Origin of the sequence: Actinokineospora spheciospongiae (genome assembly GCF_003182415.1) — a bacterium.
Taxonomy (GTDB): Bacteria; Actinomycetota; Actinomycetes; order Mycobacteriales; family Pseudonocardiaceae; genus Actinokineospora; species Actinokineospora spheciospongiae.
The window spans coordinates 758,849-783,044 of sequence record NZ_QHCP01000003.1; the positions used below are offsets into that span (position 1 = coordinate 758,849).

The following is a 24,196-nucleotide window of genomic DNA, read 5'->3' on the forward strand; positions in this document are numbered from 1 at the left end:
GATCGGTCGCATGACCGCGCACACCGGCACCAAGGGCGTCCCCCGGGCGGAACGGGAACCCCAGATCCTGGACGCCGCCGTGGCGGAATTCGGCCGCCACGGCTACGCCAACGCCTCGGTCGCCACCGTCGCCGCCGTGGCGGGCATCTCCAAACCCCTGGTGTACAGCTACTTCGGCTCCAAGGAGGACCTGTTCATCGCCTGCCTCCGCCGAGGCGCCGACAACGTCATCACCTCCATCGAAGCCGCCAGGCCCCACACCGGCATGCGCCTGCCCGCCGAAACCCTCCGCGCCGTCTTCACCGCCCTCGGCCCCCGCCCCCACGACTGGACCCTGATCCACGACCTCACCCCACCGGTGAACAGCGCGGCAGCCGCCGCCGCCCGGGGCTACCGCCAAACCCTCAGCGAAATGGCGGTCGACGGCGTCCGCTCCCTCCTGGCCGAACGCGGCAACACCGACCCCACCGACGCCTCCGCCCTGGTCGCGGTCTGGCTCAGCACGGTGACGGCCCTGGTCCGCTGGTGGCAGGACCACCCCGCCGAATCCGCCCAGAACATGACCGACCGCTGCGAACGCCTCATCACCGCCCTGTTCGCCCCCTGATCCCGCCCCTGCCTCTGCACGCCATCCGCTCCGCGCCGCCCCGCCCGCGTTGTCTTGCCCGCCTTGCCGCTCTACGCCGCGCGATGCGTTGCAGGGCCGCGCCTCGCGGTGCCGGGTCTGGTCTTGCAAGGCCCGGATTTTTTGCGGGTGTGCCCGGCTGGGTGGATGTGTTTGGCCGGGGCCCCTATGGCGATCATGTGCTCCAGTGTGACCGGGTGGGGCTGAAAAGATGCCCCACCGCCCAGGCAGGCTGTCACATGATCGCCACCCCCGGCCAAACACATCCACCCACCCGGGCAGTTGGCTCGCCGGGCCGGCGGTTTGGTGGGTGGTCGGCTGGGCAAGCACCTCCACCCACCCGGGCAGTTGGCTCGCCGGGCCGGCGGTTTGGTGGGTGGTCGGCTGGGCGAGCACCTCCACCCACCCGGGCAGTTGGCTCGCCGGGCTGGCGGTTTTCGGGGTGGTCGGCGGCGAGAGGGCAGACGGCTGCGCCGAGGGGGTAGGCGTAACTGGTGGCCGGGTCGTCCCGCGCCCCGCGCCTCGCCATGTCCCGTCCCGCGCCGCGCCTCGCGCCGCTTCGCCTTGCCCCGTGCCGCCCCACCGCGCCGCCCCGTCTCGCCCCGGCCCCGCGCCACCTCGCCCCAGAGCGGACCGCGCCGCCCCGCGCTGCCCCGCCCCGCGCTGCCCCGCCCCGCCCCGCGCTGCCCCGCGCTGCCCCGCGCTGCCCCGCGCTGCCCCGCGCTGCCCCGCGCTGCCCCGCCCCGCCCCGCGCCGCGCCGCCCCGCGCCGCGCCGCGCCGCGCCGCCCCGCGCCGCGCCGCGCCGCGCCGCCCCGCGCCGCGCCGCGCCGCCCCGCGCCGCGCCGCCCCGCCCCGCGCCCGCTGCGCCGTGCTGTGCCGCGCTGCGCTGCGCTGCGCCGTGCCGCGCTGCCCCGTGCCGCGCTGCCCCGCGCCGGGCTGCGCCGTGCCGGGCTGCGCCGTGCCGGGCTGCGCCGTGCCGGGCTGCGCCGTGCTGCCTCGCGCCGCGCCGTGCTGCGCCAGACCGCGTCGGGCTGGGCCTTGCGGTGCCGTGCCTTGCCAACCTGCTTCGGTCCGCCTTGTCCGTGTCGCGCGGGCTGGGCCGCGCTGGGCCGGGCGGCGCCTCGTCTCGCGGCTTGCGGCGCCTCGCCGTTGCGGGCCATGCCTTGTCGAGCTGTGCCTTGTGTCGGGCGTTGTCCACTTGCGCCTTGTCGAATCTGCCCTGCTGTTCCAACTGATTCCGCCGCGATCGACCGGTTCGCGTGTCGGTGTCGCATTGGGACGACGCTCCTCCTGTCCGGGTGCGACAGACGACGAGACCCGCCGTCCGTGGACGGCGGGCCTCGGGGTGCGTGGCTCAGCGGGCGGAGGAGGTGTCCTCCCCTGGCCGGTCGTCGTGGTCCTTGGCGCGGGGCCAGGCGGGGGTGTCGTCGTCGGTGCGGCGGAGGTGGCGGCGTTCTTCTTCCTGGTGGGCGGTGATGCGGGGCCAGCCGGGGTTGGCGACGGCGCTCAGGGCGGGGCGGTCGGGGGTCGGGGTGTCCAGGCGCTCGGCCTGGTAGTGGGGGTCGGGGTCGGTCTTGGTGACCGCCGCCGTGAGCTGGGCGAAGGTGGGGAGGAGTTCCGCTGCCTCCCGGACCTGTTCCGGGTGTCGGGACAGCCACCAGACGACGGCCGTGCCGGGGTCGGTGAGGACCTCTTCGGCGAGGTAGGCGCGGGCGTGCTGTTCCAGTTCGCGTTCCTGGTGGCGGACCTGCTTCTCCTTGCGCAGCTCGGTGAGCCGGGCCAGCCTGCGGGCGTCGTCGTCGGGGACGGTGAGGCCGATGGACTCGGCCCAGGAGATGACCTGGCCGGAGCGGTCGGGGAGCATCGCGCCCAGTTCGGCGGCCAGGCGGGTCTGCACCGCGTCGACGTCGGTGGGGGCGCCGGTGATCGTGACGACCCTGGCGCGTTCCAGGATCGCGTGCACCGCCAGGCCGCGCAGGTTGCCGTGCTGCTGCTGGCCCTGTTCCTGCGGCACCCAGCACACCGTGCAGGAGAGCAGGAACCGGTAGTACGGCTCCGCGCTGTCCACCGGGATCGACGGCACGTGGTGCTCGGAGTGCGGCGGCGTCGGCGGCTTCGCGGCGGCGGCGCGGCGCCGGGCGGCCTCGTCGCGCAGCGCGCGCTGGTCGCGCTGGAAGAGTATCTGCTTGACGACCAGCCCGCTGAGCCCCAGCGACACCAGCAGCGCCAGCATGATCAGCCATCGGCCCCAGCCCAGTGCGAGCCCCAGGGCCCACGGCAGGGCCAGTCCCACGACCACCACCAGTGCGGGCGCGCGCCAGCGCGAGGTGAAATCCACACCTAGGTGGGTACCTGCTGCGGCCGTCGAGGAGTAGACACATCCTGGACATTCGCTCGAACATACGAATGCTGCTCCCATCACCGGTCGGCACGCTGGGCCGGACGGGGGATGGACATACCGCCGGTTCCACGCTCCCGAACCGGGTGATCACGCAGAGCCTTTGGTGCCCGGTGACAACACTGCACGCTCACATCCGCTCAATCCGCCCCGCCGTCATCGGACGACGTCACCGGACCGGACCGCCGGGCGCCCGCGGGCGGATGCCCGCGGGCGAGCAAAATCCTGTGACTGGACGTGATCACCGGGTGTCGGTCGAGGCGGCGGCACCCGGTGGGACGACCGGCGGATGACCGCACCACGGAGCGTGCCCCACGTACCTCGACCGACAGCGGTGTCAGCCGGACCCGTCGTCCACGACCATGCTCAGGTCATCGACTCCGTAGCGGTTCCTGAGTTCACCGGACAGCGCGCTCTGCCCGTTCCCGTCGAGCACTCGCGCCAGGTCGTGAACCAGCACCAAGCGCCTGCCCTGGTCCTCGTGGACGGAATCGACGACGTCACAGATGCGTTCGAACAGGCTCTTCGGTTCGAGCACAGGCGAGGTGACCGAGGAGGGTTCCAACTCTCCGCGGATGATCGCGGACAACCGGGCGAGCGTGGGTGCCAGATCCAGGGTTTGCACCGGTTCCGCGCGGTGCCCCGCCAACCACCACGCCACCGCGCTGCCCGGGGTCTCGAAGACGTCGTCGGTGAGGTACCTGCGCATGTTGCGTTCCTGGGCGCGCTCGCGGTCCCACAACTCCTCGTCTTTGCGCAGTTCCGCCATCCGGGCGAGTCTGCGCGCGTCCTCCTCGGGGAGGGCCAACACGACTTCACTCGCCCACGTCCCCACCCCGTGGCCGTCCGGGCGGCGCGCCTCCACCTCGGCGGTGACGGCGCGGGCCGCCGCGTCCAGTTCTTCTGGTCTGATCGACGCGGTCACCCGGGCGGCGCGGTCGAGGATCGAGCGGATCGCCCGGTCGCCGTGGGTTCCCGGGACCAGTGAGTGCCAGTGGACCCGACAGGAGAACGTGAACCGGTAGTCCGGCGCTGCGGAGCGCAGTTGCACGCCTTCGACGACAACGTCTTCGACCACCGGCTGCGGTGCGGGTTCCGGTATGGGTTCCCTCAGCGGCTCCCGGTGCGGCCGCACGGACAGCGTCCACTGCTCGTACAGCCGTCGGCCGATCACACCTGCGGCGATCAGGCCGACGGCCAGCAGTGGAATCCACACCCCCGCGCTGAGGTCGAATGCCGCTGCCAACAGCAGTGGCAGCCCCACTGAGGCGCACCCCAGGCCCGCCAACGCCAATTTCCTGTTGTCCGTCAGCACCGCTGTTCCTCCTTCGTTCCCACTGCCAGGGGGTCCCGGACGAGTTGAATCCTTCGTTCCATGTCGATCGCCGCTCGGCGGACCCGCTCGTCTTCCGGTGACAGGCGCAGCAGGCGCCGGTTCGCGGCGAAGAGGTCGGCCAGCGGACCCCAGGCACCCGCGCAGGCTGTCACCAGCACATCCATCACGGCGGGGGAGCCGGTCGCCATCCAGGTCATGGCGGTGTCCGCCCAGCCCTCGTCCGCGAGCGCCGCCCGCCACCCCGCCACGACCTGGGCGCGGACCGCACTGTTCGCCAGCAGGGACTTCCCACCCGGCCCCGCTGAGACGAGCCGTTCCGGGCGCACGACTGCCCGGAACACCGCGGGCCTGGTAGTGCTCTCCCCGTCCGCCAGGAAGCGGCGAAGCATCTGCCGGTCCTCGGTCAGCCGGACGAGAGCCGCTGTGGCGAGCGCGGCCGTGGCGGCGTCGGGGTGCTCGGCGAGGTATCGCAGTCGGACGATGGCCTGGTTCGGGAAGTCGACACCCAACACCCGTTCGCACACCGCCACCACCGCTTCAGCCAGGGCTGGGCTGAGGGCTGGGTCGCGCGACCAGAAGTAGACGCGCCGTCGTGCCAGGTAGCCGAACCGGTCGTCGACCGCAGCACGACCCAACAGCGCCAGTGCTTGCTCGCGCAGCGGTTTGCGCTTGTCTGCCCAGTTCACGACCACGCTGAGCACGTCATCGACGTACCCGGCGCGCATCGCTTGGCTGACGAACCGCTCGGTGATCCGTTCCAGGTCCGCGTCGTCGGTGGTCCGGTCCAGTCCCACGGCCGACACCCAGGACGCGAACACCGCGTGCATCTGCGGGTACGCGTCCCAGAGGTGCGCCAACACCGCTTGACCCCGCCAGGTGTTGTCGAAGCGGACCCTGCGCTGCTCGACCACTGCCTGCAACCTGCTCGCCCGGATGGTCAGTCCAACGTCCTGGAGTTGGGGCGCAGGTTCTTCGGTGTACTCCACCTGCTCAAGCAGCTCCCGCTCGGCGGCGGCGACCACATCCACCGATCCGCCTTCCAGCAGGGCCAGCGCCGCGCTGAGCGCTCGGGCGCGGGTGTCGAGGTCCGACATCATCCGCGTCACCGCGGACGCCTGCTCATGGATGACGGCCAAGGCCGTGCGCAGGCGCTCGATGATCCCACCCGCGGTCGCCACCGCGTGGTGCACGAGTTCGGCGACCCCGTCCATACCCAGTTCTTCTATCTGACCTCTTAGGTCAGCAGGCACCTCGTCGGCGCGCAGGTCGAGGTCGTGGGTCTCGAGGTGCGATCGGAGCACCGCGATCCGGTCGGGTGCCACGACCTCGGTGCACAGGGGGCGGAGGTCGGGCGGCAGCCTGCGCTCGGCCCACGGCGGCAGGACCACCACGAGCCGAGCCCGTTTCACCGCCACCTCCGCGCGTAGCCCCACCAGTCTCCGGCAGCACGCGTCAAACGTCTTCTCGTCTGCTTCGGACAGGTGGAGCAGCAGGTTGTCGCCGCTGAGCACCGCGTCCGGTTCGATCAGTGAGCCGCCGTCCTCGGGTTGCACCGAGATGAGCCGAATGGGCTCTCCCTCCGTGCGGCTCAGCAGCATCCGCGCGGTCGCTTCCTTGCCCGCACCCGACTTGCCGCCCAGCAGCAGCGTGGAGCCCTCCGGCCGCACCCTGCTCAGCATCGCGTCGAATCCGGTGGGCCGGACGAACCTGGCGCGGAGCCAGGAGAGCCCGTCCGCTGCCACCGTCTGCGGGGCGGTCCGCCGCAGCAGCGACGCCAACGCCTCGCCGTCCAACGCGGCTGTGATGTAGTTCTGCGTGCCGTGGTTGGGGGAGTTCTGGTTGATCCCCGAGAACATCCCGCTCGCGCTGGAGAAGTCCATGGTCCCCTGCGTGCGGCCGGGGAGGTCGTCAGTCATGTCCCACCCGGTAGTTCTGCTTGCCGTGGTTGGTCGAGTTCTGGTTGACGCCCACGAAAGTGCCGCTGGCACCTGAGAAATTCATGGTGTTGCTCGTGTTCGCGCCGGGTTTCTCCGCCACTGCTGCCGCTGGCGGTGCCTCCGCTGGGACGAACCCCTGTTTCAACAGATCCCCGGTCGGCGTGGGCACCCGCAGGTAGGCGATGCCCTCGAACTGCTTGACCCGTACCGGGGTGGCCACGTAGTCGTCCGGGGACTCGCCGGTGTAACCACCCTGGACGGCGTTGGCGTAGGCGGCCTGCGACACGATCGCGGCGACGCAGGTCTTGTGCGTCGAGCGGGTCAGGAGATCGCGCACCGGTTCGGCGTCCAGGAGCCGGTGGGCTTGCACCCTCGCGTCGCCGCTGCCGGTGCTCAGGTCAGAGATCGAGTCGTCTGTCATCGGTCCGACCTGCACGCTCACCCGCATCCGCATCGGCGCCTCCGCCGCGGCCAAGGTGTTGCGGTAGTCGAGTTCCTCCTGCAGCGCGGGGAGGAAGGGGTTGAGCAGGAGCGGGAGTTTCATCGAAGTGAAGCCCAGGTAGTAGCCGTCACCGGTGCCGCCGCTGAACCTGGTTTCGTCCCACATGTCGACCAACCCGCAGCGCTGGAAGGCCTGCCGCAGGATCAACGGAATCCGGTCGGTGAGTTCGGCGTGGTACCGGCCCGGCCGGGTGCTGAAGTCCTTGACGTCGACGATCAGCAGGGCGCGGTGCGGTGGCATTTCGACGGGTGCTGTGCGGGACATGTGGCTCCTCTCGGGTGGGGGCTCAGTGTTGCCCGGCCGCCGGTCCCGGACTGTCCGGCGGCGGACAGTCCGGTGGTGACGCAGGTCATAGCGGATGGTCGACGGCGAGGATCGCCAGTTGTCGTCGGTCCAGTACGCGCAGGCGCGGACCGGGCGCGAGCACGCCCTCCACCCGCAGTGCCGCGATCTCCTTCGCCACCGTGCTGCGGGACAGGTGGAGCGCATGGGCGATCGTTTCCTGCGGCAGTGGCACTCGAGACGGATCGGCGGTACCGGGGTCGGCCAGGGCCACGATCTCCAGCAGCAAGCGGGCGAGCCGTTGGGTGGGGGAGAACTGCGCCAGTTGCACGTGGAATGGCACGGTTTGGGACAGTTTGGACACCATGTAGTCGGTGAAGGCCTCTTGGCGGTCGTGTGCGGCGAGGATTCGCCTGAACGCAGGGAATGGCAGACGACCCGCCGTGCAGTGGTCGATCGCCACGACCGAGGCTGTGCGGACACCCGTCGGGTCCGCGGTCAGCTCCCCGACGAGGTCACCTGAACCGCGCAGTGCCACCAGCAGGTCGGGCCGGTCGTTCTGCCGCGCCATCACCCGCACCCGACCGCTGGTCAGCATGAGGACGTATCCACCCGGATCTCCCTGGCGCAGCATCGTTGCCCCGGCCCGGAACACGTGTTGTGTGCTTTCCGCTCGAAGTGCCTGCCAGACGCGTTCCCCGACGAGCAGCCGAAAACCCTTGGTCACGGGTCAAGCTGTACCGGTCGGGCGTGTTGTGTACGTCCGGAGTACTGAGCCTCCGCCCGAATGGATCAGTCCTGCGCCGCCAGCGCGGCGCGGATCTTATCCGCGTACGCCGCCGCCGGGTTCTCCTCGTCGTACGGGTGGCGGGGGCCGAGCCAGAAGCGGAGGCCGTCCTTCTTGTGCCGGGGGATCACGTGCAGGTGCAGGTGCGGCACGGACTGGCTGACGATGTTGTTCACCATCACCAGCGAGCCGTCCGCGCCGAGACCGTCCTCCACGGCGCGCTCCAGCCGCTGGGCGAGGGTGAAGAAGGCGGGGACGTCGGCGGCGGGCAGGTCGCTCAGGATGGTGTGGTGGGTTTTGGGTACCAGCAGGACGTGACCGCGGAAGAGGGGGCGGTGGTCCAGGAAGGCGAGCGCCCGGTCGTCCTCGTGGACCACGTCGGCGGGGAGCTCACCAGCGAGTATCCGACAGAACGAGCACGTTTGCGACATCAGGTCCTCCAGGCTGCCCATGGGTTCATCACACTCTGGGCACAATGGTGCGGTGACCGTTCCAGACACGCCGTACCAAGTGCGCAGAGCTCCGACGCAGTACCGGGCGAGCCGACAGATCGAACGGATTCTGGACGCCGCCTCGCGTGTGGTCACCGAGAAGGGTTTCGCGGGTACCACCACCGCCGACATCGCCAAGTCGGCCAAGGTCTCCATCGGGTCGGTCTACCGCTACTTCCCGGACAAGGTGGCCGTGATGAAGGCGGTGGTGGAGCGGAACTCGGCGCGGTACCAGCGCCGGGTGGACGAGGAGACCGCCGCCATGCCGTCGCACCGGTGGCGGGAGGCGGTGGAGCACGCCTACGACATCTACGTGGACATGTGCCGCGGTGACGACGGCTTCCGCGCGCTCAGCGGTGCCGGGATCGCCTCCGGTGAGCTGGAGTCGACCGCGGCGGGGGTGGAGGACCCGCTCTCGCCCGCGTTCGCCCAGATGCTGACCGCGCGCTTCGACTTCCCGGCCTCGCCGGAGCTGCGCACCACCATGCTGCAGGCGGTGACCATCGGCGACGTGCTGACCAGGTTGGCGTTCCGGCTCGTCCCGGGTGGACACCCGGAGACCCTGGCGCAGACCAAGCGCATCATCGTGGACCTCTTGGCGCCCCACGCGCCCTGACGGTGTGGGTGCGGCGCGGCGGTGCTGGGACTTGCACCGCCGCGCCGCGGTCTGCTCCCCGGGGTGACCGGCCCGGGGATGTTTGTATGGGTGAGCAACAAACCCGCCTCCCAGGGTGGCGATCCGAGCCCGCCCGGCATACCGCCGTTCAGCGCATTGTGTGACGCGCCCGACCGCCGTTGAACCGGATTCGACGCGATCGCGGTTCCACCAAACCGAACACGCCACCGCGTCGAATCACGCACGGGACCGCCGTGCACGGCGGCCTGCCGTCGGGGACAGACCTCGACGGGACGCCCACCGCCGGAGAGGGGTGCGACGCCGATGGCGCACACAGCCGAACTCGATCCGATCGATGTGGCCATCCTGCGCGAGTTGCAGCGCGACGCGCGGTTGCAGAACAAGGAGCTGGCCGCGATCGTGGGGGTCGCCCCGTCGACCGCGCTGGAACGCGTGCGCTCGCTGCGCAGGCGCGGCGTGCTGACCGGGTTCCACGCCACGGTCAGCCTGTCCGCGCTCGGCAGGCCGATCAGCGCACTGCTGTCGGTGCGGGTCCGCCCGCACCGGACGCAGATCGCCGAGGCGTTCACCGAGTACGTGCTCGGGCAGCCGGAGACGGTGTCGATGATGCACGTCGCGGGCCCGGACGACTACCTGGTGCAGGTCGCGGTGCCCGACACCGACCACCTGCGCAAGCTGCTGGTGGAGCGGCTGGAGACCCGGCCCGAGGTCATGTCGGTGAGCACGGTGCTGGTCTTCGAGGCCATCGACCGGGTCGTGCAGGCGCCGCTCGCCTAGCGGACGCGGAAAGGCCCGGACCCCGCAGCGGGTGTCCGGGCCTTCCTCGGCTCAGGTCAGTTGTTGCTCGCGCGGCGGCGCACGGCGATGAGCGCGCCCGCGCCACCCAGGACCAGGACGCCACCGATGGCCAGCGGCAGCGCGATGCTGGCGCCGGTGTCGGCGAGGTCGTCCTCGGCCGGGGCCGCGGCCGGTGCGGGCGAGGTCGACACGGCGGCCGAGGTGGTCGTGGTCACCGGCGGGGCGGTGGTCTCCGCGGGCGGGGTGGTCGTCGACGCGGGCGGCGTGGTGGTCTCCGCGGGCGGGGTGGTCGGGGGGACCACCTTCTTGCAGGCGTCCGCCTCGGCCTTGGCGGTGAAGCTCCACTTCTTCTCACCGGTGGGGTCGTCGCTGGTCTTCACGGTCAGCACGTACTCGTGCTTGATCGTGGCGTCCTGCTTGTCCCAGGTCTGCTGGTGGCCCTTGCCGAAGCTGCCCTTGCCCAGTTCCTCACCGTTGTCGGTCAGGGTCCAGGTGTTGGTCGACCCCTGGGTGTAGTCGTGCAGGTTGACCGTCACGGTGGACGTCTCCTTGTCGCACGACGCGCTGACCTTGCCCGCGTGGGCGGAGGCGACGCCGGTCAGGCCGAAGACGGCGGTGGACGCGAAGATGCCGATGACCGCGGTGCGGGCCAGGACACGGGAACGGGACGTGCTCACGGAAACTCTCCTCGGTTCGTGCTGGAAAAGTCGCCCGCAGCCCCGACTCCCGTAAGCCGCGTGACGTTATGGCGGGGAGACTAGCCACCTACATGGGTGACGCAGCAGCCGGGTCGACACTGATGGTGTATTCGTTATCAAGAACAGGGGGGCGCACCTATCGCTCGAACGGGTGAGATGGGCTATTGATGCTGGCTGAGTGTCACGCATCGGGGCGGCATCCAGGTGGTCGTGCGGTACCGCACCGGGTACTTCCCGTTATCGGGGTCGGCGTCCGCGCGGTTCCGGTGCGGCCGAACGGGTGGTGCCGCTGCGCCGTTCCGGTGGGTTCCGCGCCTGTCGGGCCGGTTTTCCGGTGGCGTCGCCATTCCCGGATGCGAAAGCGGCGGAGTCGATCAATGGACGCCTGAACGGGCGGCGATCGATTGGTGGCGGAATTGCTCACGCCGGGTCAACAACCGGGTTTCGCCACCTCGGGTACAGCCGGTCCGCGCCGAGGTTTTGCGCGGGGACGTCTGTGTCGGGTGGAGGTTGCCCGCGATCAATAGGCTGTCGGGGTGAAGACTCCTTGGTGGAAGTTCGTGCTCGTGGTGGTCTGCTTCCTCGTCGGCGGCGTGTGGACCTTCCAGGGCCTCGGCGTGATCGGCGGCAGCTTCATGACCGGCTCGCCGGTGTGGCTGGCGATCGGCCTGGTCCTCGTGCTGGCGGGGGTGTGGCTGCTGGTGGAGACCCTGCGCGCGCGCCGTCGCTGAGGGTGTTCCTGAGAGTCTTTTCAGTCGCTGAGAGTGTCCTCAGTGCTGTCGGTGGGATCATCTGTGCATGAGACGTTCCCTGGTCGCCCTCGGTCTGCTCGGCGCAGCGGCGTGGGCGCTGCGCGACATCCCGGTCGCCGTGGGCGGTCGCGCCCGCGGCGACCGCGCCACCCGGGTCGCCCGTTCCCCGCAGTTCCGCGACGGCCGGTTCCGCAACCGGCCCACCCCGGCCGCCGACCGCACCCCGAGTGCCGCCATGGCCCCCGCCACCCTCGGCAGCACCCTGCGCGAGATGGCCCTCGGCAAGGAGCAGCGCACGCCCCTCGGTGACATCCCGCTGGTCACCCCCACCATCCCGGCCGAACGCGCCCAGGGCCTGCACCTGACCTGGTACGGCCACGCCACGGTCCTGGTGGAGATCGACGGCGCCCGCATCCTCTTCGACCCGGTCTGGAGCGACCGCGTCTCCCCGTCGAGGCTCGCCGGTCCCCGCAGGCTCCACCGCCCACCGCAACCGCTGTCGGAACTCCCGGCGGTCGACGCCGTGGTCATCTCCCACGACCACTACGACCACCTCGACCTGCCCACCATCCGCACCCTCCTGCGCACCCAGACCGCGCCGATCGTCGTCCCCCTGGGCATCGGCGCCCACCTGGAGCGCTGGAAGGTCCCCGCCGACCGCATCGTCGAACTCGACTGGTCGGAGAGCGCGGAGGTCGCGGGCATCACCCTCACCGCCACCCCCGCCCAGCACTTCTCCGGCCGCCTCTTCACCCGAGACCGCACCCTGTGGACCTCCTGGGTCGCCGCTGGCCCGGTCCACCGCGTCTTCTACACCGGCGATTCCGGCTACTTCCCCGGCTACGCGGAGATCGGCGCCGAACACGGCCCGTTCGACGCCACCCTGGTCCAGATCGGCGCCTACAACGACAACTGGGCCGACATCCACATGACCCCCGAGGAGGGCCTCGCCACCCACCTCGACGTCGACGGCGGCCTGCTGGTCCCGGTCCACTGGGCCACCTTCAACCTCGCCACCCACCCCTGGACCGCCCCCGCCGACCGCCTCTGGCGCGCGGCCCGCGCCCACGGCGTCCCCGTGGCCATCCCCCGCCCCGGCGAACGGGTCGACGTCCACAACCCCGCCCCGGTCGACCCGTGGTGGCAACGCCTGGGCGCCCCGTCCGCAACTCCCACCCGACCGGGCGACACACCGACCCCGGAGTCGTCCACAGCCAAGATCAACACCCCCTCCCCGACCCGCTGCCCGAGCTAGAGTGGCCGCGAGGGCGCCGACCCCCGAGGGGAGCGCTCGTCAAGCCCCGTACGCCGATGGGTGTGGTCGGATTTCCCAGGTCGGCCGTTGGAACTGATCGTTGTACACGATGACGTCGGCGTGGTCGTGGGCGTCGAGGTAGCAGCCCTCGGCCGAGTACCGGCCGCGCCGGTAGCGCTGCGCACGGGGGAAGAGGAAGTCGTCGACGGTCGCGCGGATGACGTCGCGGTCCTGCGCGCGCAGGACGACGGCGAGCTCGTCGGCCAGCGTGGTCTTGCCTGCGGCGGGCGGCCCGTCGATGGCGACCCGCAGCGGATGCGCGATCGTGGCAGAGCTGATCGCCTCGGCCAGCCTGCCGATCAGCTCGCCGCGGGTGCTTGATCCATTGCTGCCTCTCGCGGTCTCCCTACACGGCCTGGGGGTCAGTCCAGCCCCAACCGCACCAGCGCCCGCGCGAAGGCGTTCTCCCCGCCGTAGCTCCACGGCAGCGCCGACGGCCGGTTGCCGACGAAGGCCAGGTGCTTGCGGGCGCGTTCGTGTTCGCCCGCCTCCAGCATCGCCCAACCGAACAGGTTGTGGGCTTCCTTGTCGTAGGCGCGGACCCGGTTGGACTGGCCCCACTTGCTCTCCGCGGCCAGGACCTCGTCGCGGAACGGGCCGCGGAAGTGGCGGGCGTGCAGGCGGACGTAGGCCCAGGTGCTGCCTTCCTCGATGAAGCGGTCGCCTTCCTTGAGCAGGTACTCGGCGTGGGCGAGGGGGAGCATGGCGGCCAGTGGGCTGCCGGGTGGGGCCTTGGCGACGGTGTCCCTGGCGAACTCGAACATCTCCTCGTGGGAGCCGCCCCACTTGAGGGCGAGGGTTTGGAGTCGGGCGCAGTGGGCGGGGTAGGAGGTGGGGCAGCGCTTGGTGGCTTCGAGCCAGACCAGGTCGCGCTGGGCGGGGTCGAGTTGCATGCCGCGGGCGTAGCGCTGGAGTTCGACCCAGGGGGTGGCGTCGGCGGGGGCGAGTTTCGCCGCGGCCATCAGGGGGTCGCGGGCTTCGCGGAGGCGGGCGGTGAACAGGCGGAGGCGGTCGTCGCGGATCGTGTGGGCCCAGCCGTCGCCGCGGATCTCCCAGGCTTCGGTGATGAGGGTGGCGCCCAGCCAGAGGAGGGCGTCGGCGGCTTCGCCGGGGGGCAGGCCCTCGGCGATCATCGCGCGGATCTCGGTGGACTGGCCGATGGCGGCCTCGGCGAGGGCGCGCACCCGCTGGGTGCGCAGTTCGTGGTAGTCGCGGCACTCGCGCAGCAGTGCCTGCCCCGCCTTGCGGTGCCCGTCGCGCACGGCGTCCACGCCCGCGTCCAGGGCCATGTCGTCCCAGCAGCGGTCCATCACCAGGGTGTCGGCGATCGCCGACACCGCTTCCCGCGCCTTCTTGCGGCCGAACAGTCCCATGCCCCGAGGGTATCCACCCGCCCGGGTTAGGCTCGGGTTGTGCTCACGTTCCGCCGCGCCACCCCCGATGACGTCCGGTTTCTCGTTCCCCTGGTGGAATCCGCCTACCGCGGTGACGCCAGCCGGGCGGGCTGGACCACCGAGGCGGACCTGCTCGACGGGCAGCGCACCGACCTCGGTGGGGTCCTGGAGGCGATCACCGGACCGGGCAGCGCGGTGCTGGTCGGGGAGCGGGGCGGGGAGGTCGTGGTGTGCTGCCAGGTGGCGGTGGTCGACGGCGCGGGCTACTTCGGGCTGTTCGCCGTGTCGCCGCGGCACCAGGCCGGGGGTGTCGGCAGGCTCGCGCTGGCCGAGGCGGAGCGGGTCGCGGCGCGGGAGTGGGGTGTGTCCGAGATGCGGATGAAGGTCCTCACCGCCCGCGAGGACCTGATCGCCTGGTACGTCCGCCGCGGTTACGCCCGGACCGGTCGGCTCTCCCCCTTCCCCTACGGTGACGTGCGTTTCGGCGTGCCCCGCCGCGCCGACCTCGCCTTCGAGACGCTGGTCAAGCCCCTTGCGTCCTGATCGGACAGTGCGGGCGGCCCCGGGCTCCGCCGCGTCCCATGCGCGCGCGACAATGCGGTGGTGTCCGGACCCACGATCCACGACCACATCCGCGCCCACCTCGACCCCAGCGGCCGCGGCCTGCTCCCCGGTGGCGCCGAGCTGCCGGACGAGCCGACCGGCGGCATCCGGTGGGCCTCCGGCGCCCGCGACGCCCGGCCGGTGCTCGGCCGGTTCGGGGCGGGCCCGGACGCGGGCGAGCTGGCCGGGCTGGTGGCCGACGCGCTGGCCGGTGACCCCGGGTACGCCGCGCTGTACGAGGCGCTGACCGCGGGCGCGGCCGAACCCGCCGGGGTCGCGCACCTGCCCGCGGGTCCGCTGCACGACCTGGGGGTGCGGCTGGTCACCGGGGCGCGGCACCGCGAACCGGTCCGCTTCGGCCTGGGCCTGCTCGGCGCCGACGACACCGAGCTGCTGCTGCTCATCGGCAGGCACGAGGAGTTCACCGGCGCCGCCGCGGCGACCATCGAGGTCACCCACGCCGACGCCGAGCCCGCGCTGCTGCGGCTGGCCGACGCGGTGACCGGGTGGGGGCGCATCGGTGTCGTCGAGCGGTTCGGCCCGGGCGCCGGGCCGGGGGTGCGGGACTGGTTGCTGCGCGGCGGTTTCCGCAACGCCGTGCTCGACGCCTACCTCGCCCACCGCGCCGCCACCGTGGGCGACCTGGCCGCCGCCCTGTCGGCCCCCGCGGTCGACGGCGAGTTGCTCACCGCCGCCTGCGACATCGTCTGCGCCCTCCTCGACGGCGGCCCCGCGGCCACCATCGACGACTACGCCGACGCGCCGCGCGCCCTCGCCGCGCTGCTCACCCACCTGGAGGCCCACCCCGGTGAGCTGCGGCACCTGGTGGCCCTGGCCCGCCTGGACGACTACCTGGCCGACGGCGGCTGGCCCGCCCGCTACCGGCGGCAGTGGACCATCGCCCGGCACGAGGCCCTGGTCCGCCGGGTCCGCGACCTGCTGGCCCGCCCGCACTGGCCCGCCCTGGTCACCGCGGGCCTCACCCGCCCCGACACCTTCCACGACGCCCGCCAGGCCGCCCGCGCGCTGGACGTCGACACCTTCCCGGCCCTGCTCGACCACGTCCGCGCGGGTGCGGGTGACTGGCCGCTGCTGATGGCCGAGACCACCGCGGACCGGCTGCCCGGGGTCCTCGCCCTCGCCGCGGCGGCCCGGTTGGCGCCCGCGGACCTGGACACGGTGGTCACCGCGTTGCGGGCGCACCCGGGCCACGGGGTCGACCTGGTGCTGGCGTCGCTGGCGTCCCCGGTCGGGCGCAACCGGGCGATGGCCGTGCGGACGCTGGTGGGCTGGGGGCCCGCGGCGTGGGCGGAGGGCATCCAGTCCGCGCTGCGCCGGGCGATCGACGCCGAACCCGACCCCGCGCTGCGGGAGAGCATGGCCCAGCTCCTCACCGGCTGACCGTGTTGACGAACCCCCCGCCGGGCGGGTCTGCTGTGACCGTGTCGACCACCGAGTACCGCCAGAGCCGCTTCGTCCCGCCGCCCGGTGCCACCGAACTGCTCCTGGTGCGCCACGGCGAGTCCGCGGCCGCCCGGCCGGACCGGTTGTTCCCGCTGGTCGACGGCCAGGGCGACCCCGAGTTGGCGCCGGACGGGGTGGTGCAGGCGCGGCGGGTGGGCGCGCGGCTGGCCGCTGCCGGGGTCGGGGCGATCTACGTGACGAACCTGCGCCGGACCGCGCAGACCGCGGCGCCACTGGTCGAGGCCACCGGGCTCGCGGCGGTCGTCGAGCGGGACCTGCGGGAGGTCCACCTGGGGGAGTGGGAGGGCGGGGCGCTGCGGTGGAAGGTCGCCGAGGGCGATCCGCTGGTGGCGCGGATGCGGGCGGAGCAGCGGTGGGACGTGATCCCGGGGGCCGAGGGGCTCGACGCCCTGCGGGAGCGGATCGGCGCGGCGGTGCGGCGCATCCACGCGGCGCAGCCGGGGCGGCGGGTCGCGGTGTTCACCCACGGCGGGGTGATCGCCCAGGTGCTCGCCGTGGCCACCGGCGCCGAGCCGTTCGCGTTCCTGGGCGCGGACAACGGTTCCCTGTCGCACGTGGTCGTCGACGGGGACTCCTGGCGGGTCCGGCGGTTCAACGACACGGCGCACCTGGCGGGGGACCTGTCCGTCGCGGGCGAGGCGCAAACCTGAGCCGAGTTCACCTGCCGGGGGCTGGGGTGCGGTCGAGGTGGGCTGGTGGTTGGGTCTGGGGCATGGGTCTTGATCAGTACCTGGACGGGTGGCGGCCGGGGGTGGTGGAGGTCGAGGACGGGCTCAGCGGGGCGCCCTCGGCCGCCTTCGCCGCCGCGCTGGACCAACCCGGGGTGAAGGGCGGCGCGCTGCCGCCGTTGTGGCACTGGTTCCACTTCCTGCAGTGGCCGCCGGGCGGTGACCTGGGGGCGGACGGGCACCCGCTGGCCGGGCACTTCCTCCCGCCCGTCCCGGACCGGCGGCGGATGATCGCCGGGGGCCGGGTGAGCTGGCGCGCGCCGTTGCAGCTCGGGCGGCGGGCCACCCGGGTCTCGGCCCTGCAGGGGGTCGAGGTCAAGCGGGGGCGCACCGGGGAGATGGTGTTCGTGACCGTGCGGCACGAGGTGGTGCAGGGCGGTGTGCTGTGCCTGGTCGAGGAGCACGACGTGGTCTACCGCAGCGGTGACGCCCAGCGGCGGGCGTTCGAGCGCCCGGACCGCAGGGTGGAATCCGATTCGCCCTGGCAGTTGCGGCTGCACGCCGACTCCGTGCTGCTCTTCCGGATGAGCGCGCTGACGGCCAACTCCCACCGCATCCACTACGACGAGTCCTACGCGCGGGACGTCGAGGGGTACCCGGGTGTCGTGGTGCACGGGCCGCTGCTGGCGCTGCTCATGGCCGAGCTGCCCCGGCGCGCGGGGGAGACGTTGGCCTCCCTGCGGTACCGCTTCAAGAAACCCGTGTTCGCGGGCGACGAGGTGCTGGTCACCGGCGGACCGGACGGCGGGTTCGCGGTCGTGGGGGCGGGCATCCACGCCGAGGCGGAAGCGCGGTTCGGGCTGTGATGGGCGACCTGGACCCGATGGAGCGCGAGATCGTCGCCACCGTCCGGGCGTTCGTGGACAAGGACGTGCGGCCGGTCGCCCGGGACCTGGAGCACGCCGACACCTATCCCGAAGAACTGATCGAGCAGATGAAGCGGATGGGGGTCTTCGGGCTCGCCGTGCCCGAGCCCTACGGGCAGGTCCGGGTCTCCACCCCGTGCTACGCCCTGGTCACCGAGGAACTGGCCCGCGGGTGGATGAGCCTGGCGGGCGCCATGGGCGGGCACACCGTCGTCTGCGACCTCCTGCGCCGCTTCGGCACCGACGAGCAGAAGGAGGACTACCTGCCCCGCCTGGCGACCGGGGAACTGCGGGCCACGATGGCGCTGACCGAACCCGGTGGGGGCTCCGACCTCCAGGCGATCCGCACCACCGCCCGCCGGGACGGGGACGAGTACGTGGTCAACGGTTCCAAGACCTGGATCACGAACGCGCGGCGGGCGGGGCTCGTGGCGTTGCTGTGCAAGACCGACCCCCGGGCCGAACCCGCGCACCGGGGGGTGAGCGTGCTGCTCGTGGAGAAGGTCCCCGGGTTCACCGTCTCCCGGGACCTGCCCAAGCTCGGCTACAAGGGGGTCGAGAGCTGCGAGCTGTCCTTCGACGACGCCCGGGTCCCCGTCGGCGCCGTGCTCGGCGGGGTGGAGGGCAAGGGGTTCGCGCAGATGATGGCCGGGTTGGAGATCGGGCGGGTCCAGGTGGCCGCTCGGGCCACCGGGGTGGGTCGGGCGGCGTTCGACGACGCGTTGCGGTACGCGCAGGAGCGGGAGAGCTTCGGCAAACCCATTTGGCAGCACCAGTCCGTGGGCAACCTCCTCGCCGACATGGCGACCAGGTTGACGGCCGCGCGGCGGCTCGTCCTGCACGCGGCGGCGCTCATCGACCGGGGGGTCCGGGCTGATCTGGAGGCGGGCATGGCGAAGTTGTTCGCCTCCGAGACGACCATGCAGATCACCATCGACGCGATCCGGGTGCACGGGGGGTACGGGTACTCCACGGAGTTCGACGTGGAGCGGTACTTCCGGGACGCGCCGCTGATGATCGTGGGGGAGGGGACGAACGAGATCCAGCGGGATGTGATTGTTCGGCGGCTGGTGGAGCGGGGTGGCTTGGACTCGCTCGGGCTGTGACTCAGGGGGCTGCTGTCTGGATCTGCTTGGCCGTGCCGTGGGTTCAAAGCCCGGTCGTTTGTTGGGCGTGCCCGGGTGGGCTGATCTGCTCGGCCGTGCCGTGGTTTCAAAGCCCGGGATTTTTCGGGGCGTGCCCGGGTGGGTGGATCTGCTTGGGCGGGGCCCCTACAGCGATCATGTGCCTGGTGTGACCGAGTGGGGCGAAAAGAGTGCCCCACTGCCCAGGCAGGCTTGCACATGATCGCTTCCCCCACCCAAGCACATCCACCCACCCGGGCATCTCCGTAGCCGGGCCGGCGGTTTGTTGGGTGGCTGGGTTTCGCTGCGCCGGAAGGGGTTCGGCGTGCCGGGCCGGCGGGCCGGTGGTTGGTGGGGTGCTCGGCGGCTGCGCCTGGTGGGGCTTGGCGTGGCTGGCCGCCGGGCTGGCGGTTGGTGGGGGTCGCCGGCTGCGCCCGGTGGGAGTTCGGGTGGCTGGCGGCTTGGCCCGCGGTTCGGGTCGGTGGTCGCTGCGCCTGCCGGGTTCGGGGTGGTCTGCCGCCCCGAACCCGGCTGGTCCGCTTGCGGGGTCAGCGGTCCAGGGCTGTGCGCAGGCGGGACAGCAGGTCCGAGCGGCTGGTGGCGCCGAGGCGGGCGCGCATGCGGGCCATGTGGTGCTCGACCGTCTTCGCGGAGATGAACAGGCGATCGCCGATCTGCTTGTAGGTCAGGCCTTCCACGACCAGGGTGGCGACCTGGAGTTCGCGTTCGCTGAGGCGGGCGCCGACGCGGTCGGCCTCCTCCTGCGGTTGGCCCGCGGTGCCTTGGCCCTGGAGCATCCGGGCGCAGTCCAGGAGGGACAGCATGGCCTTGCGGTCGGAGGTGCGGATGGCGGCTTGGCCCGCCAGCCGCGCCGCGTCCCAGCACAGGCCGACCGCGTGCAGGCCGCGGGCCGCCGCTTCGACGGTGACCGGGTCGACCTCGCCGTCGAGGACGTGGCGCCAGCAGCTCGCCGCCGAGGCCACCGCGGCGTGGAAGGGGCCCGCGGTGGCGTTGGCGGCCAGGGCGGCGGCGTGGTCGTCGGCGGCGGCGGGGTGTTCGGCGATGATCTCCGCGTGCAGGCAGGACCAGTGCAGCATGGTGGTCCACGCGGGTGGGTTGCCCAGTTGGTGCAGCAGGTCCCAGGCCTGGTCCAGGTGCGGGGCGAACCGCTCCCGGTCGCCGACCCTGGCCGCGGCGACGGCGAACTCGCCCAGCGGCAGCAGGGTGAACAGGTCGACCGGGTGGCGGACCACCGCCTCGTACGCCTGTTCCCAGGTGCGGCGCAGTGCCGCCAGGTCGCTGCCGCGGCGGGCGGTGCCGACGGCCAGGCCCACGGCGAACAGCCAGTCGCGCGGGGACAGGGGGGTGCCTGCCTCCGACAGCGCTGCCGTGGCCTCGGTGCCGTCGCCGCGGACCATGGCCGACCAGGCGCCCAGCAGGCGGTGGCGGGTGGTCAGCAGCGCGCCGCCGACGCGGGCCGCGGTCGCCCGTTCCAGCAGTGGCTCGGCGAGCGCGCCCGCTCCGGTGTGCAGGGCCAGCAGGGCGCCCAGTGCGGCGGGGCTGTCCGGCAGCAGCACGTCGTGGCCGACCGGTTCCAGCATCTCCGCCGCGCGGACCACAGTGGACAGCGCGGCGGGGCCGGAGCCGTCCACCGAGGCCAGGATGCCGCGCGCGGCGGAGCTGACCGCGCCCGCGAGCAGGGTGGGTGGGCCGTCCGTCGCGGCGCGGTCGAGGGCCGCTCGGGCGTCGGTGAGCCTGCCGACGCCGACCAGGCCGATCGCGGCGAGCGCCCCCTGCCCGGACCACTGGTACAGCTCGGCGCTGCGGGCCAGTTGGCCGCGGTGGGCCAGCGCGGCGGCGGCGACGCCCGCGGCGGCGGCCCGGCGTTCGCCGCCCGCCGTCGCCAGCAGCGCGTCGGCGCGGCGCAGTGCGCTGTCCAGGGCCCCGGACAGGGCTTCGGCCTCGGCGCGGCGGACCTCGTCGACCGGGTGGCCCGCGTCCGCCGCGGCCTCGTGCAGGCGCACGGCCAGGGCGGGGTCGGCCTGCTCGGCGGCGGCGGCGTAGACCGCCGCCGCGGAACCGCCCGAGGTGCCCGCGGCCAGCAGCGCGCCCGCGAAGTCGAGCAGCGCCCCGCCGCGGCGCAGTTGCAGGTCGGCCAGCGCCCCCAGGACCGAGTCGCGCTGGTCGGCGGGCACCAGCTCGCGCAGCGCGGCGGCGGCCAGCGGCGGCACCGACCCGTCCGGGCCGAGCAGGCCGGTGGCCCTGGCCTCCTCGGCCGCCTCGCCCGCCGGGCCGGACACCAGGCCCGCCAGCAGTTCCGCGTCCCCGCCGACCCCCGCCTGGACCGCGATGAGCACCCGCACGGTGTCGGGGGCGAGGCGGTCGACGTCGAAGCGGAAGTCCTCGATCGCGCCCGCGGGCACGGTCGCGGTGTCCGGCCGCAGGTGCGGGGCGAGGCGGTGCACCAGGCCGGGGATGCCACCGGTCTGGTGCAACACCAGGTCGACCACGGCGTCCGGCAGCGCCGCGCCGGTGGTCGCGGCCAGGCAGCGGCGGACCCGTTCGCGGTCGAACGGGCGCAGCGCGATCTGCCCGCGCAGCCTGCCGAGCAGCGCCGTCAGCCCCGCGGGCCGCGGCCGGGGCCGGGCGGCGACGACCAGGCCGACCCGGTCGTCCAGGGCCACCTCGGCCAGCTCGGCGAAGTCGTCGTCCCCCAGCAGGTGCGCGTCGTCGACGAGCAGCAGCCGGGCACCCGCCGCCCGTCCGCGCCGGTGGCGTTCGGCGCCCTCGGCGGTGGCCAGCAGGTCCAGCAGGGCGCTCTTGCCGTAGCCGCCGGGCGCGATCACCGCCAGCCGCACCGGCCCCGTCTCCCCCGCGGTGATCGACGCGCAGAGCCGCCGCGTCGGTTCGTCGAGCACGAGTTCGCTCGGCTGCGGGTGTCCGGGGATCAACGGCGGTCCTCATCACAACGGGTCGCGGGGGCGACGTACTGGGCTGGCACGGGGGCGGAACGGGGACCCGCGCTCACCGGGTGTCCTCCTCGCCGCGGGAGCGGCGGGGGAAGGTGAAGCGGGGCGGGGGCGGGACGAGCGGGGTCAGCTCCACCGGCGGCCGGGGCGGCGGCGGGTCCGAGTCGGGGGCGCCGTCGACGGCGGCGGGCGGCTCGGCCGGGGCGGGCGGCGGTGCCTGCCTCGGCGGCGGGGGTGCCGGGGTGGGGCGGGGGGCCAGCAGCGGGTCGGCGCTGAGGTGGGCGGTGACGCTGCGGGCGGGCAGCACCAGCCCGTCCGGGCGCCGCTCCCCGGGGGTGGCGGGGACCAGGGCGTGACCGGGCGGGCCGGGGTGGCCCGCGGTGGCCGGGACGAGCCCGGGGCTGCTCGGCTGGCTGAACGCGCCGGGGACGGCCGGGGTGAGCCGGGGATCGCTGTGCGGGCCTTGGCCGCCCGCCGGGCCGCCGGGTCCGACGACCGCGTGGCCGGGACCGCCGGGGGACCAGGCCGGGCCACCGGGGGTGACCGGGGCGAAGCCCGGGTGGCTGCCGGGGTGGCCGGGAAGCCCACCCGCGCCGCCGGGGGCGTGACCGGGTCGGCTGCCGGGAGCGCCTGCCTGGCCGGGGCCCCCGTCGGGGTCGAACGGGGTGTGGCCGGGGTGACCGGGTCCGACCGGGGCGGGTGCCCCGGTGGGGGCGAAGTCCACGCCGCCGAGGGCGGGCTGGACGAGGCCCCCGGGGCCCGGGTTGCCGGGGAATCCGGCGGGGTCGAAGTCCGTGCCGCCCGGGGTGAGCGGGAGGAAGCCGGGGTCGCCGCCGACACCGGTGGGGGCGGGACCGGCTTCGCCGCCCGCTCCGACCCCGGTGGAGCCGAGCGGCGGGAAGCCCGGGTCGCTGCCCGTCCCGGCCGCGCCGGAGCCGGGGCGGCCCGCGAGTTCGACGGAGGCGTGGTCCGCGCCGTTGGGGTGGTTGCCGGGGCTGCCCGCGCCGCTCAGTGGGGTGAAGCCGGGGTGGCTCGCGAGTTCGGCGGAGATGTGGTCCCGGCCGCCGGGGCCCGTGCTGCCCAGTGGGGTGAAGCCGGGGTGGCTGCCGGGGCCGCCGAAGTCCCCGCCGGGCCTGCCGCCGGGTCCGGCCGGGGCGGGGTTGCCCGAGGGGGCGAAGTCCGCGCTGCCCTGGGTGAGCGGGGCGAAGCCGGGGTGGCTGCCCGGCCCGGTCCCGGGGTTCAGCGGCGGGAAGCCGGGGTCGCTGCCGGGGTCGGGGCGGCCGGGTCTGCCCGCGCGGCCCCCGGGGGAGCCGGTCGGGCGGGGGCGGGCGGCGAGGGCGGCGCCGCGGGCGGGGGAGGTGGCGGGGTCCTCCTCGACCGGGCAGCCCGCGAGGTCGGCCAGCAGCGGGACCCGGGCGGTGCCGCCCGCCAGGACCGCGCCCGCCAGGTGTTCCGGGGGGACGGTGGCCAGCAGCGAGCGCACCTGGTCGGCCACCGCGGCCAGGGTCGGGCGGGCGAGTTCGGCGAAGGTGGTCCGGGGGACGGTCACGTCCCCGGGGGTGTGCGGGAGGGGGACGCGGACCTCGGTGGCGACCGACAGCCGCTCCTTGGCCGCGGTGCAGGCCTCGCGGAAGGCGGCCATGGCCTGCCGGGGCAGGTCGGCGGCCCGGACCGGGCCCGCGGTGCGCAGGTCGGGGACGGTCTCGTCGGGGGCCGGGGTGGGGGTGGCGGCCAGGACGTGCTCGGCGAGCAGGTCGTCGAGGTGGTCGCCCGGGGCGGTGGCGGGGTGGGCGGTGTGCGCGGTCAGGTCGAAGGCGGACGGGCCGCGGTAGAGGACCGCCTGTTCGCTGTGCGCGGCCCCGACCAGGGCGACGAGCAGGGCGGTGCCGGTGGGCACCGGGTCGCGGGCGTGGCGGGTCTCGGCGGCGGCGACCACCGTGGGCAGCAGCAGGGCGCCGGGCAGGCCCGCCTCGTGCAGGGCCTCGTGCAGCAGCCTGCGCCGGTGGGGCCCCCACTCGGGTGGGTGGGTGACGGCGATGCGGTCGGGGTCGCCGCCCTCGGCCTCGGCGACGGTGTCGACCACCCAGGCGACGAGTGCGGCCACCAGGGCCTCCGCCGGGTACAGCTCGCCGCCGAGGAGCACCGCGGTGTCGTCGCCGACCCGGTCGAGGGCGGCCCTGGCCAGCCGGTCCGGTTCCGCCTCGGCCCGGCGCAGCGCCGCCCGGCCCGGCACGACCTCGCCGTCGGCGGCCACGAACAGCACCGAGGGGAACCAGCGGGCGCCGCCGTCCACCGGCACCACCTCGGCCCGGCCGTGGCCCGCGTTCCCGCGCCTGCAGACCGCCGCCGTGCCGCGGGTGCGGCCGACGTCGATGCCCAGCACGTAGGGCACGCGCGCCATGCGACTCCATCCACCAGGTCCACGGGGGGAACAACGGTCCCTGTTCGTACCAGCAAGCCACCCCCGG

General features: G+C 73.7%; 21 protein-coding genes. 11 read left to right on the forward strand and 10 right to left on the reverse strand.

What is annotated here, in order from left to right:
* The first annotated feature begins 10 nt into the window (after positions 1-10).
* Positions 11-607: a TetR/AcrR family transcriptional regulator gene (locus tag DFQ13_RS10905; RefSeq protein WP_110079654.1), complete on the forward strand. Its 597-nt coding sequence runs from the start codon at positions 11-13 to the stop codon at positions 605-607.
* A 1,373-nt stretch (positions 608-1,980) separates the two neighbouring features.
* Here DFQ13_RS10905 and DFQ13_RS10910 read toward each other — a convergent pair.
* The 6 genes from DFQ13_RS10910 to DFQ13_RS10935 form a co-directional block, all read right to left on the reverse strand.
* Positions 1,981-2,964: a hypothetical protein gene (locus DFQ13_RS10910; protein WP_052020496.1), complete on the reverse strand. Its 984-nt coding sequence runs from the start codon at positions 2,962-2,964 to the stop codon at positions 1,981-1,983.
* 397 nt (positions 2,965-3,361) lie between these two features.
* Entirely contained in the window at positions 3,362-4,339 is a 978-nt protein-coding gene (locus DFQ13_RS10915) for a hypothetical protein (protein WP_146241191.1), read from the reverse strand.
* Positions 4,333-6,276, reverse strand: a complete 1,944-nt coding sequence (locus DFQ13_RS10920; protein ID WP_035278222.1) for a hypothetical protein — start codon at positions 6,274-6,276, stop codon at positions 4,333-4,335. Before DFQ13_RS10920 ends, DFQ13_RS10915 begins: the two co-directional genes overlap by 7 nt.
* A complete protein-coding gene (locus tag DFQ13_RS10925; protein WP_146241192.1) occupies positions 6,269-7,063 on the reverse strand; it encodes a hypothetical protein in 795 nt (264 codons plus the stop codon). Before DFQ13_RS10925 ends, DFQ13_RS10920 begins: the two co-directional genes overlap by 8 nt.
* An 85-nt stretch (positions 7,064-7,148) precedes the next feature.
* Positions 7,149-7,808, reverse strand: a complete 660-nt coding sequence (locus tag DFQ13_RS10930; RefSeq protein WP_035278224.1) for a Crp/Fnr family transcriptional regulator — start codon at positions 7,806-7,808, stop codon at positions 7,149-7,151.
* A gap of 65 nt (positions 7,809-7,873) precedes the next feature.
* The gene (locus tag DFQ13_RS10935; RefSeq protein ID WP_233438346.1) at positions 7,874-8,320 is read right to left on the reverse strand and encodes an HIT family protein; all 447 of its coding nucleotides are present in this window, start codon (positions 8,318-8,320) and stop codon (positions 7,874-7,876) included.
* A 31-nt stretch (positions 8,321-8,351) separates the two neighbouring features.
* On the opposite strand from DFQ13_RS10935, the gene DFQ13_RS10940 reads away from it, so the two are divergent.
* Both DFQ13_RS10940 and DFQ13_RS10945 read left to right on the forward strand, forming a co-directional pair.
* Positions 8,352-8,975 (forward strand): TetR/AcrR family transcriptional regulator, encoded by a 624-nt coding sequence (locus DFQ13_RS10940; RefSeq protein ID WP_181399916.1) that lies wholly within the window; start codon positions 8,352-8,354, stop codon positions 8,973-8,975.
* Between the two features lie 324 nt (positions 8,976-9,299).
* Positions 9,300-9,773 (forward strand): Lrp/AsnC family transcriptional regulator, encoded by a 474-nt coding sequence (locus DFQ13_RS10945; protein ID WP_110079657.1) that lies wholly within the window; start codon positions 9,300-9,302, stop codon positions 9,771-9,773.
* A gap of 56 nt (positions 9,774-9,829) precedes the next feature.
* On the opposite strand, the gene DFQ13_RS10950 is transcribed toward DFQ13_RS10945, so the two are convergent.
* A complete protein-coding gene (locus DFQ13_RS10950; protein ID WP_035278230.1) occupies positions 9,830-10,471 on the reverse strand; it encodes an LPXTG cell wall anchor domain-containing protein in 642 nt (213 codons plus the stop codon).
* A 557-nt stretch (positions 10,472-11,028) separates the two neighbouring features.
* Between DFQ13_RS10950 and DFQ13_RS10955 the strand changes: the two genes are divergently transcribed.
* The 3 genes from DFQ13_RS10955 (at position 11,029) to DFQ13_RS33735 (ending at position 12,880) form a co-directional block, all read left to right on the forward strand.
* Positions 11,029-11,223, forward strand: a complete 195-nt coding sequence (locus tag DFQ13_RS10955; protein WP_035278232.1) for a hypothetical protein — start codon at positions 11,029-11,031, stop codon at positions 11,221-11,223.
* Between the two features lie 67 nt (positions 11,224-11,290).
* Positions 11,291-12,499: an MBL fold metallo-hydrolase gene (locus DFQ13_RS10960; RefSeq protein WP_110079658.1), complete on the forward strand. Its 1,209-nt coding sequence runs from the start codon at positions 11,291-11,293 to the stop codon at positions 12,497-12,499.
* Between the two features lie 87 nt (positions 12,500-12,586).
* A complete protein-coding gene (locus DFQ13_RS33735; protein ID WP_181399917.1) occupies positions 12,587-12,880 on the forward strand; it encodes a hypothetical protein in 294 nt (97 codons plus the stop codon).
* Positions 12,881-12,921: 41 nt separating this feature from the next.
* Here the strand turns inward: DFQ13_RS33735 and DFQ13_RS10970 are convergent, their stop codons facing one another.
* A complete protein-coding gene (locus DFQ13_RS10970; protein WP_052020501.1) occupies positions 12,922-13,932 on the reverse strand; it encodes a hypothetical protein in 1,011 nt (336 codons plus the stop codon).
* Positions 13,933-13,971: 39 nt separating this feature from the next.
* On the opposite strand from DFQ13_RS10970, the gene DFQ13_RS10975 reads away from it, so the two are divergent.
* The 5 genes from DFQ13_RS10975 (at position 13,972) to DFQ13_RS10995 (ending at position 18,741) form a co-directional block, all read left to right on the forward strand.
* On the forward strand, positions 13,972-14,496 hold the full coding sequence (locus tag DFQ13_RS10975) for a GNAT family N-acetyltransferase (RefSeq protein WP_110079659.1): 525 nt from the start codon (positions 13,972-13,974) through the stop codon (positions 14,494-14,496).
* Positions 14,497-14,556: 60 nt separating this feature from the next.
* Positions 14,557-15,957: a hypothetical protein gene (locus DFQ13_RS10980; RefSeq protein WP_146241193.1), complete on the forward strand. Its 1,401-nt coding sequence runs from the start codon at positions 14,557-14,559 to the stop codon at positions 15,955-15,957.
* Positions 15,958-15,998: 41 nt separating this feature from the next.
* On the forward strand, positions 15,999-16,691 hold the full coding sequence (locus DFQ13_RS10985; RefSeq protein WP_233438347.1) for a histidine phosphatase family protein: 693 nt from the start codon (positions 15,999-16,001) through the stop codon (positions 16,689-16,691).
* 62 nt (positions 16,692-16,753) lie between these two features.
* The gene (locus tag DFQ13_RS10990) at positions 16,754-17,575 is read left to right on the forward strand and encodes a MaoC/PaaZ C-terminal domain-containing protein (RefSeq protein ID WP_035278236.1); all 822 of its coding nucleotides are present in this window, start codon (positions 16,754-16,756) and stop codon (positions 17,573-17,575) included.
* Positions 17,575-18,741, forward strand: a complete 1,167-nt coding sequence (locus tag DFQ13_RS10995) for an acyl-CoA dehydrogenase family protein (protein ID WP_110079662.1) — start codon at positions 17,575-17,577, stop codon at positions 18,739-18,741. The genes DFQ13_RS10990 and DFQ13_RS10995 overlap by 1 nt, the downstream gene beginning before the upstream one ends.
* 566 nt (positions 18,742-19,307) lie before the next feature.
* On the opposite strand, the gene DFQ13_RS11000 is transcribed toward DFQ13_RS10995, so the two are convergent.
* Positions 19,308-21,710 carry a helix-turn-helix transcriptional regulator gene (locus DFQ13_RS11000; protein ID WP_110079663.1) on the reverse strand — a complete coding sequence of 801 codons (2,403 nt, stop codon included), beginning with the start codon at positions 21,708-21,710 and terminating at the stop codon, positions 19,308-19,310.
* Positions 21,711-21,783: 73 nt separating this feature from the next.
* Positions 21,784-24,129, reverse strand: coding sequence for an Hsp70 family protein (locus DFQ13_RS11005; RefSeq protein ID WP_110079664.1), 2,346 nt, complete (start codon positions 24,127-24,129; stop codon positions 21,784-21,786).
* Positions 24,130-24,196: the final 67 nt, after the last annotated feature.

Excerpts from the sequence above, each read along its gene's own strand:
- DFQ13_RS10905 (WP_110079654.1), top strand. The coding sequence starts at position 11 with ATGACCGCGCACACCGGCACCAAGGGCGTCCCCCGGGCGGAACGGGAA.
- DFQ13_RS10920 (WP_035278222.1), bottom strand. The coding sequence starts at position 6,276 with ATGACTGACGACCTCCCCGGCCGCACGCAGGGGACCATGGACTTCTCC.
- DFQ13_RS10925 (WP_146241192.1), bottom strand. The coding sequence starts at position 7,063 with ATGTCCCGCACAGCACCCGTCGAAATGCCACCGCACCGCGCCCTGCTG.
- DFQ13_RS10935 (WP_233438346.1), bottom strand. The coding sequence starts at position 8,320 with ATGGGCAGCCTGGAGGACCTGATGTCGCAAACGTGCTCGTTCTGTCGG.
- DFQ13_RS10945 (WP_110079657.1), top strand. The coding sequence starts at position 9,300 with ATGGCGCACACAGCCGAACTCGATCCGATCGATGTGGCCATCCTGCGC.
- DFQ13_RS10960 (WP_110079658.1), top strand. The coding sequence starts at position 11,291 with ATGAGACGTTCCCTGGTCGCCCTCGGTCTGCTCGGCGCAGCGGCGTGG.
- DFQ13_RS10970 (WP_052020501.1), bottom strand. The coding sequence starts at position 13,932 with ATGGGACTGTTCGGCCGCAAGAAGGCGCGGGAAGCGGTGTCGGCGATC.
- DFQ13_RS10990 (WP_035278236.1), top strand. The coding sequence starts at position 16,754 with ATGGGTCTTGATCAGTACCTGGACGGGTGGCGGCCGGGGGTGGTGGAG.
- DFQ13_RS10995 (WP_110079662.1), top strand. The coding sequence starts at position 17,575 with ATGGGCGACCTGGACCCGATGGAGCGCGAGATCGTCGCCACCGTCCGG.
- DFQ13_RS11005 (WP_110079664.1), bottom strand. The coding sequence starts at position 24,129 with ATGGCGCGCGTGCCCTACGTGCTGGGCATCGACGTCGGCCGCACCCGC.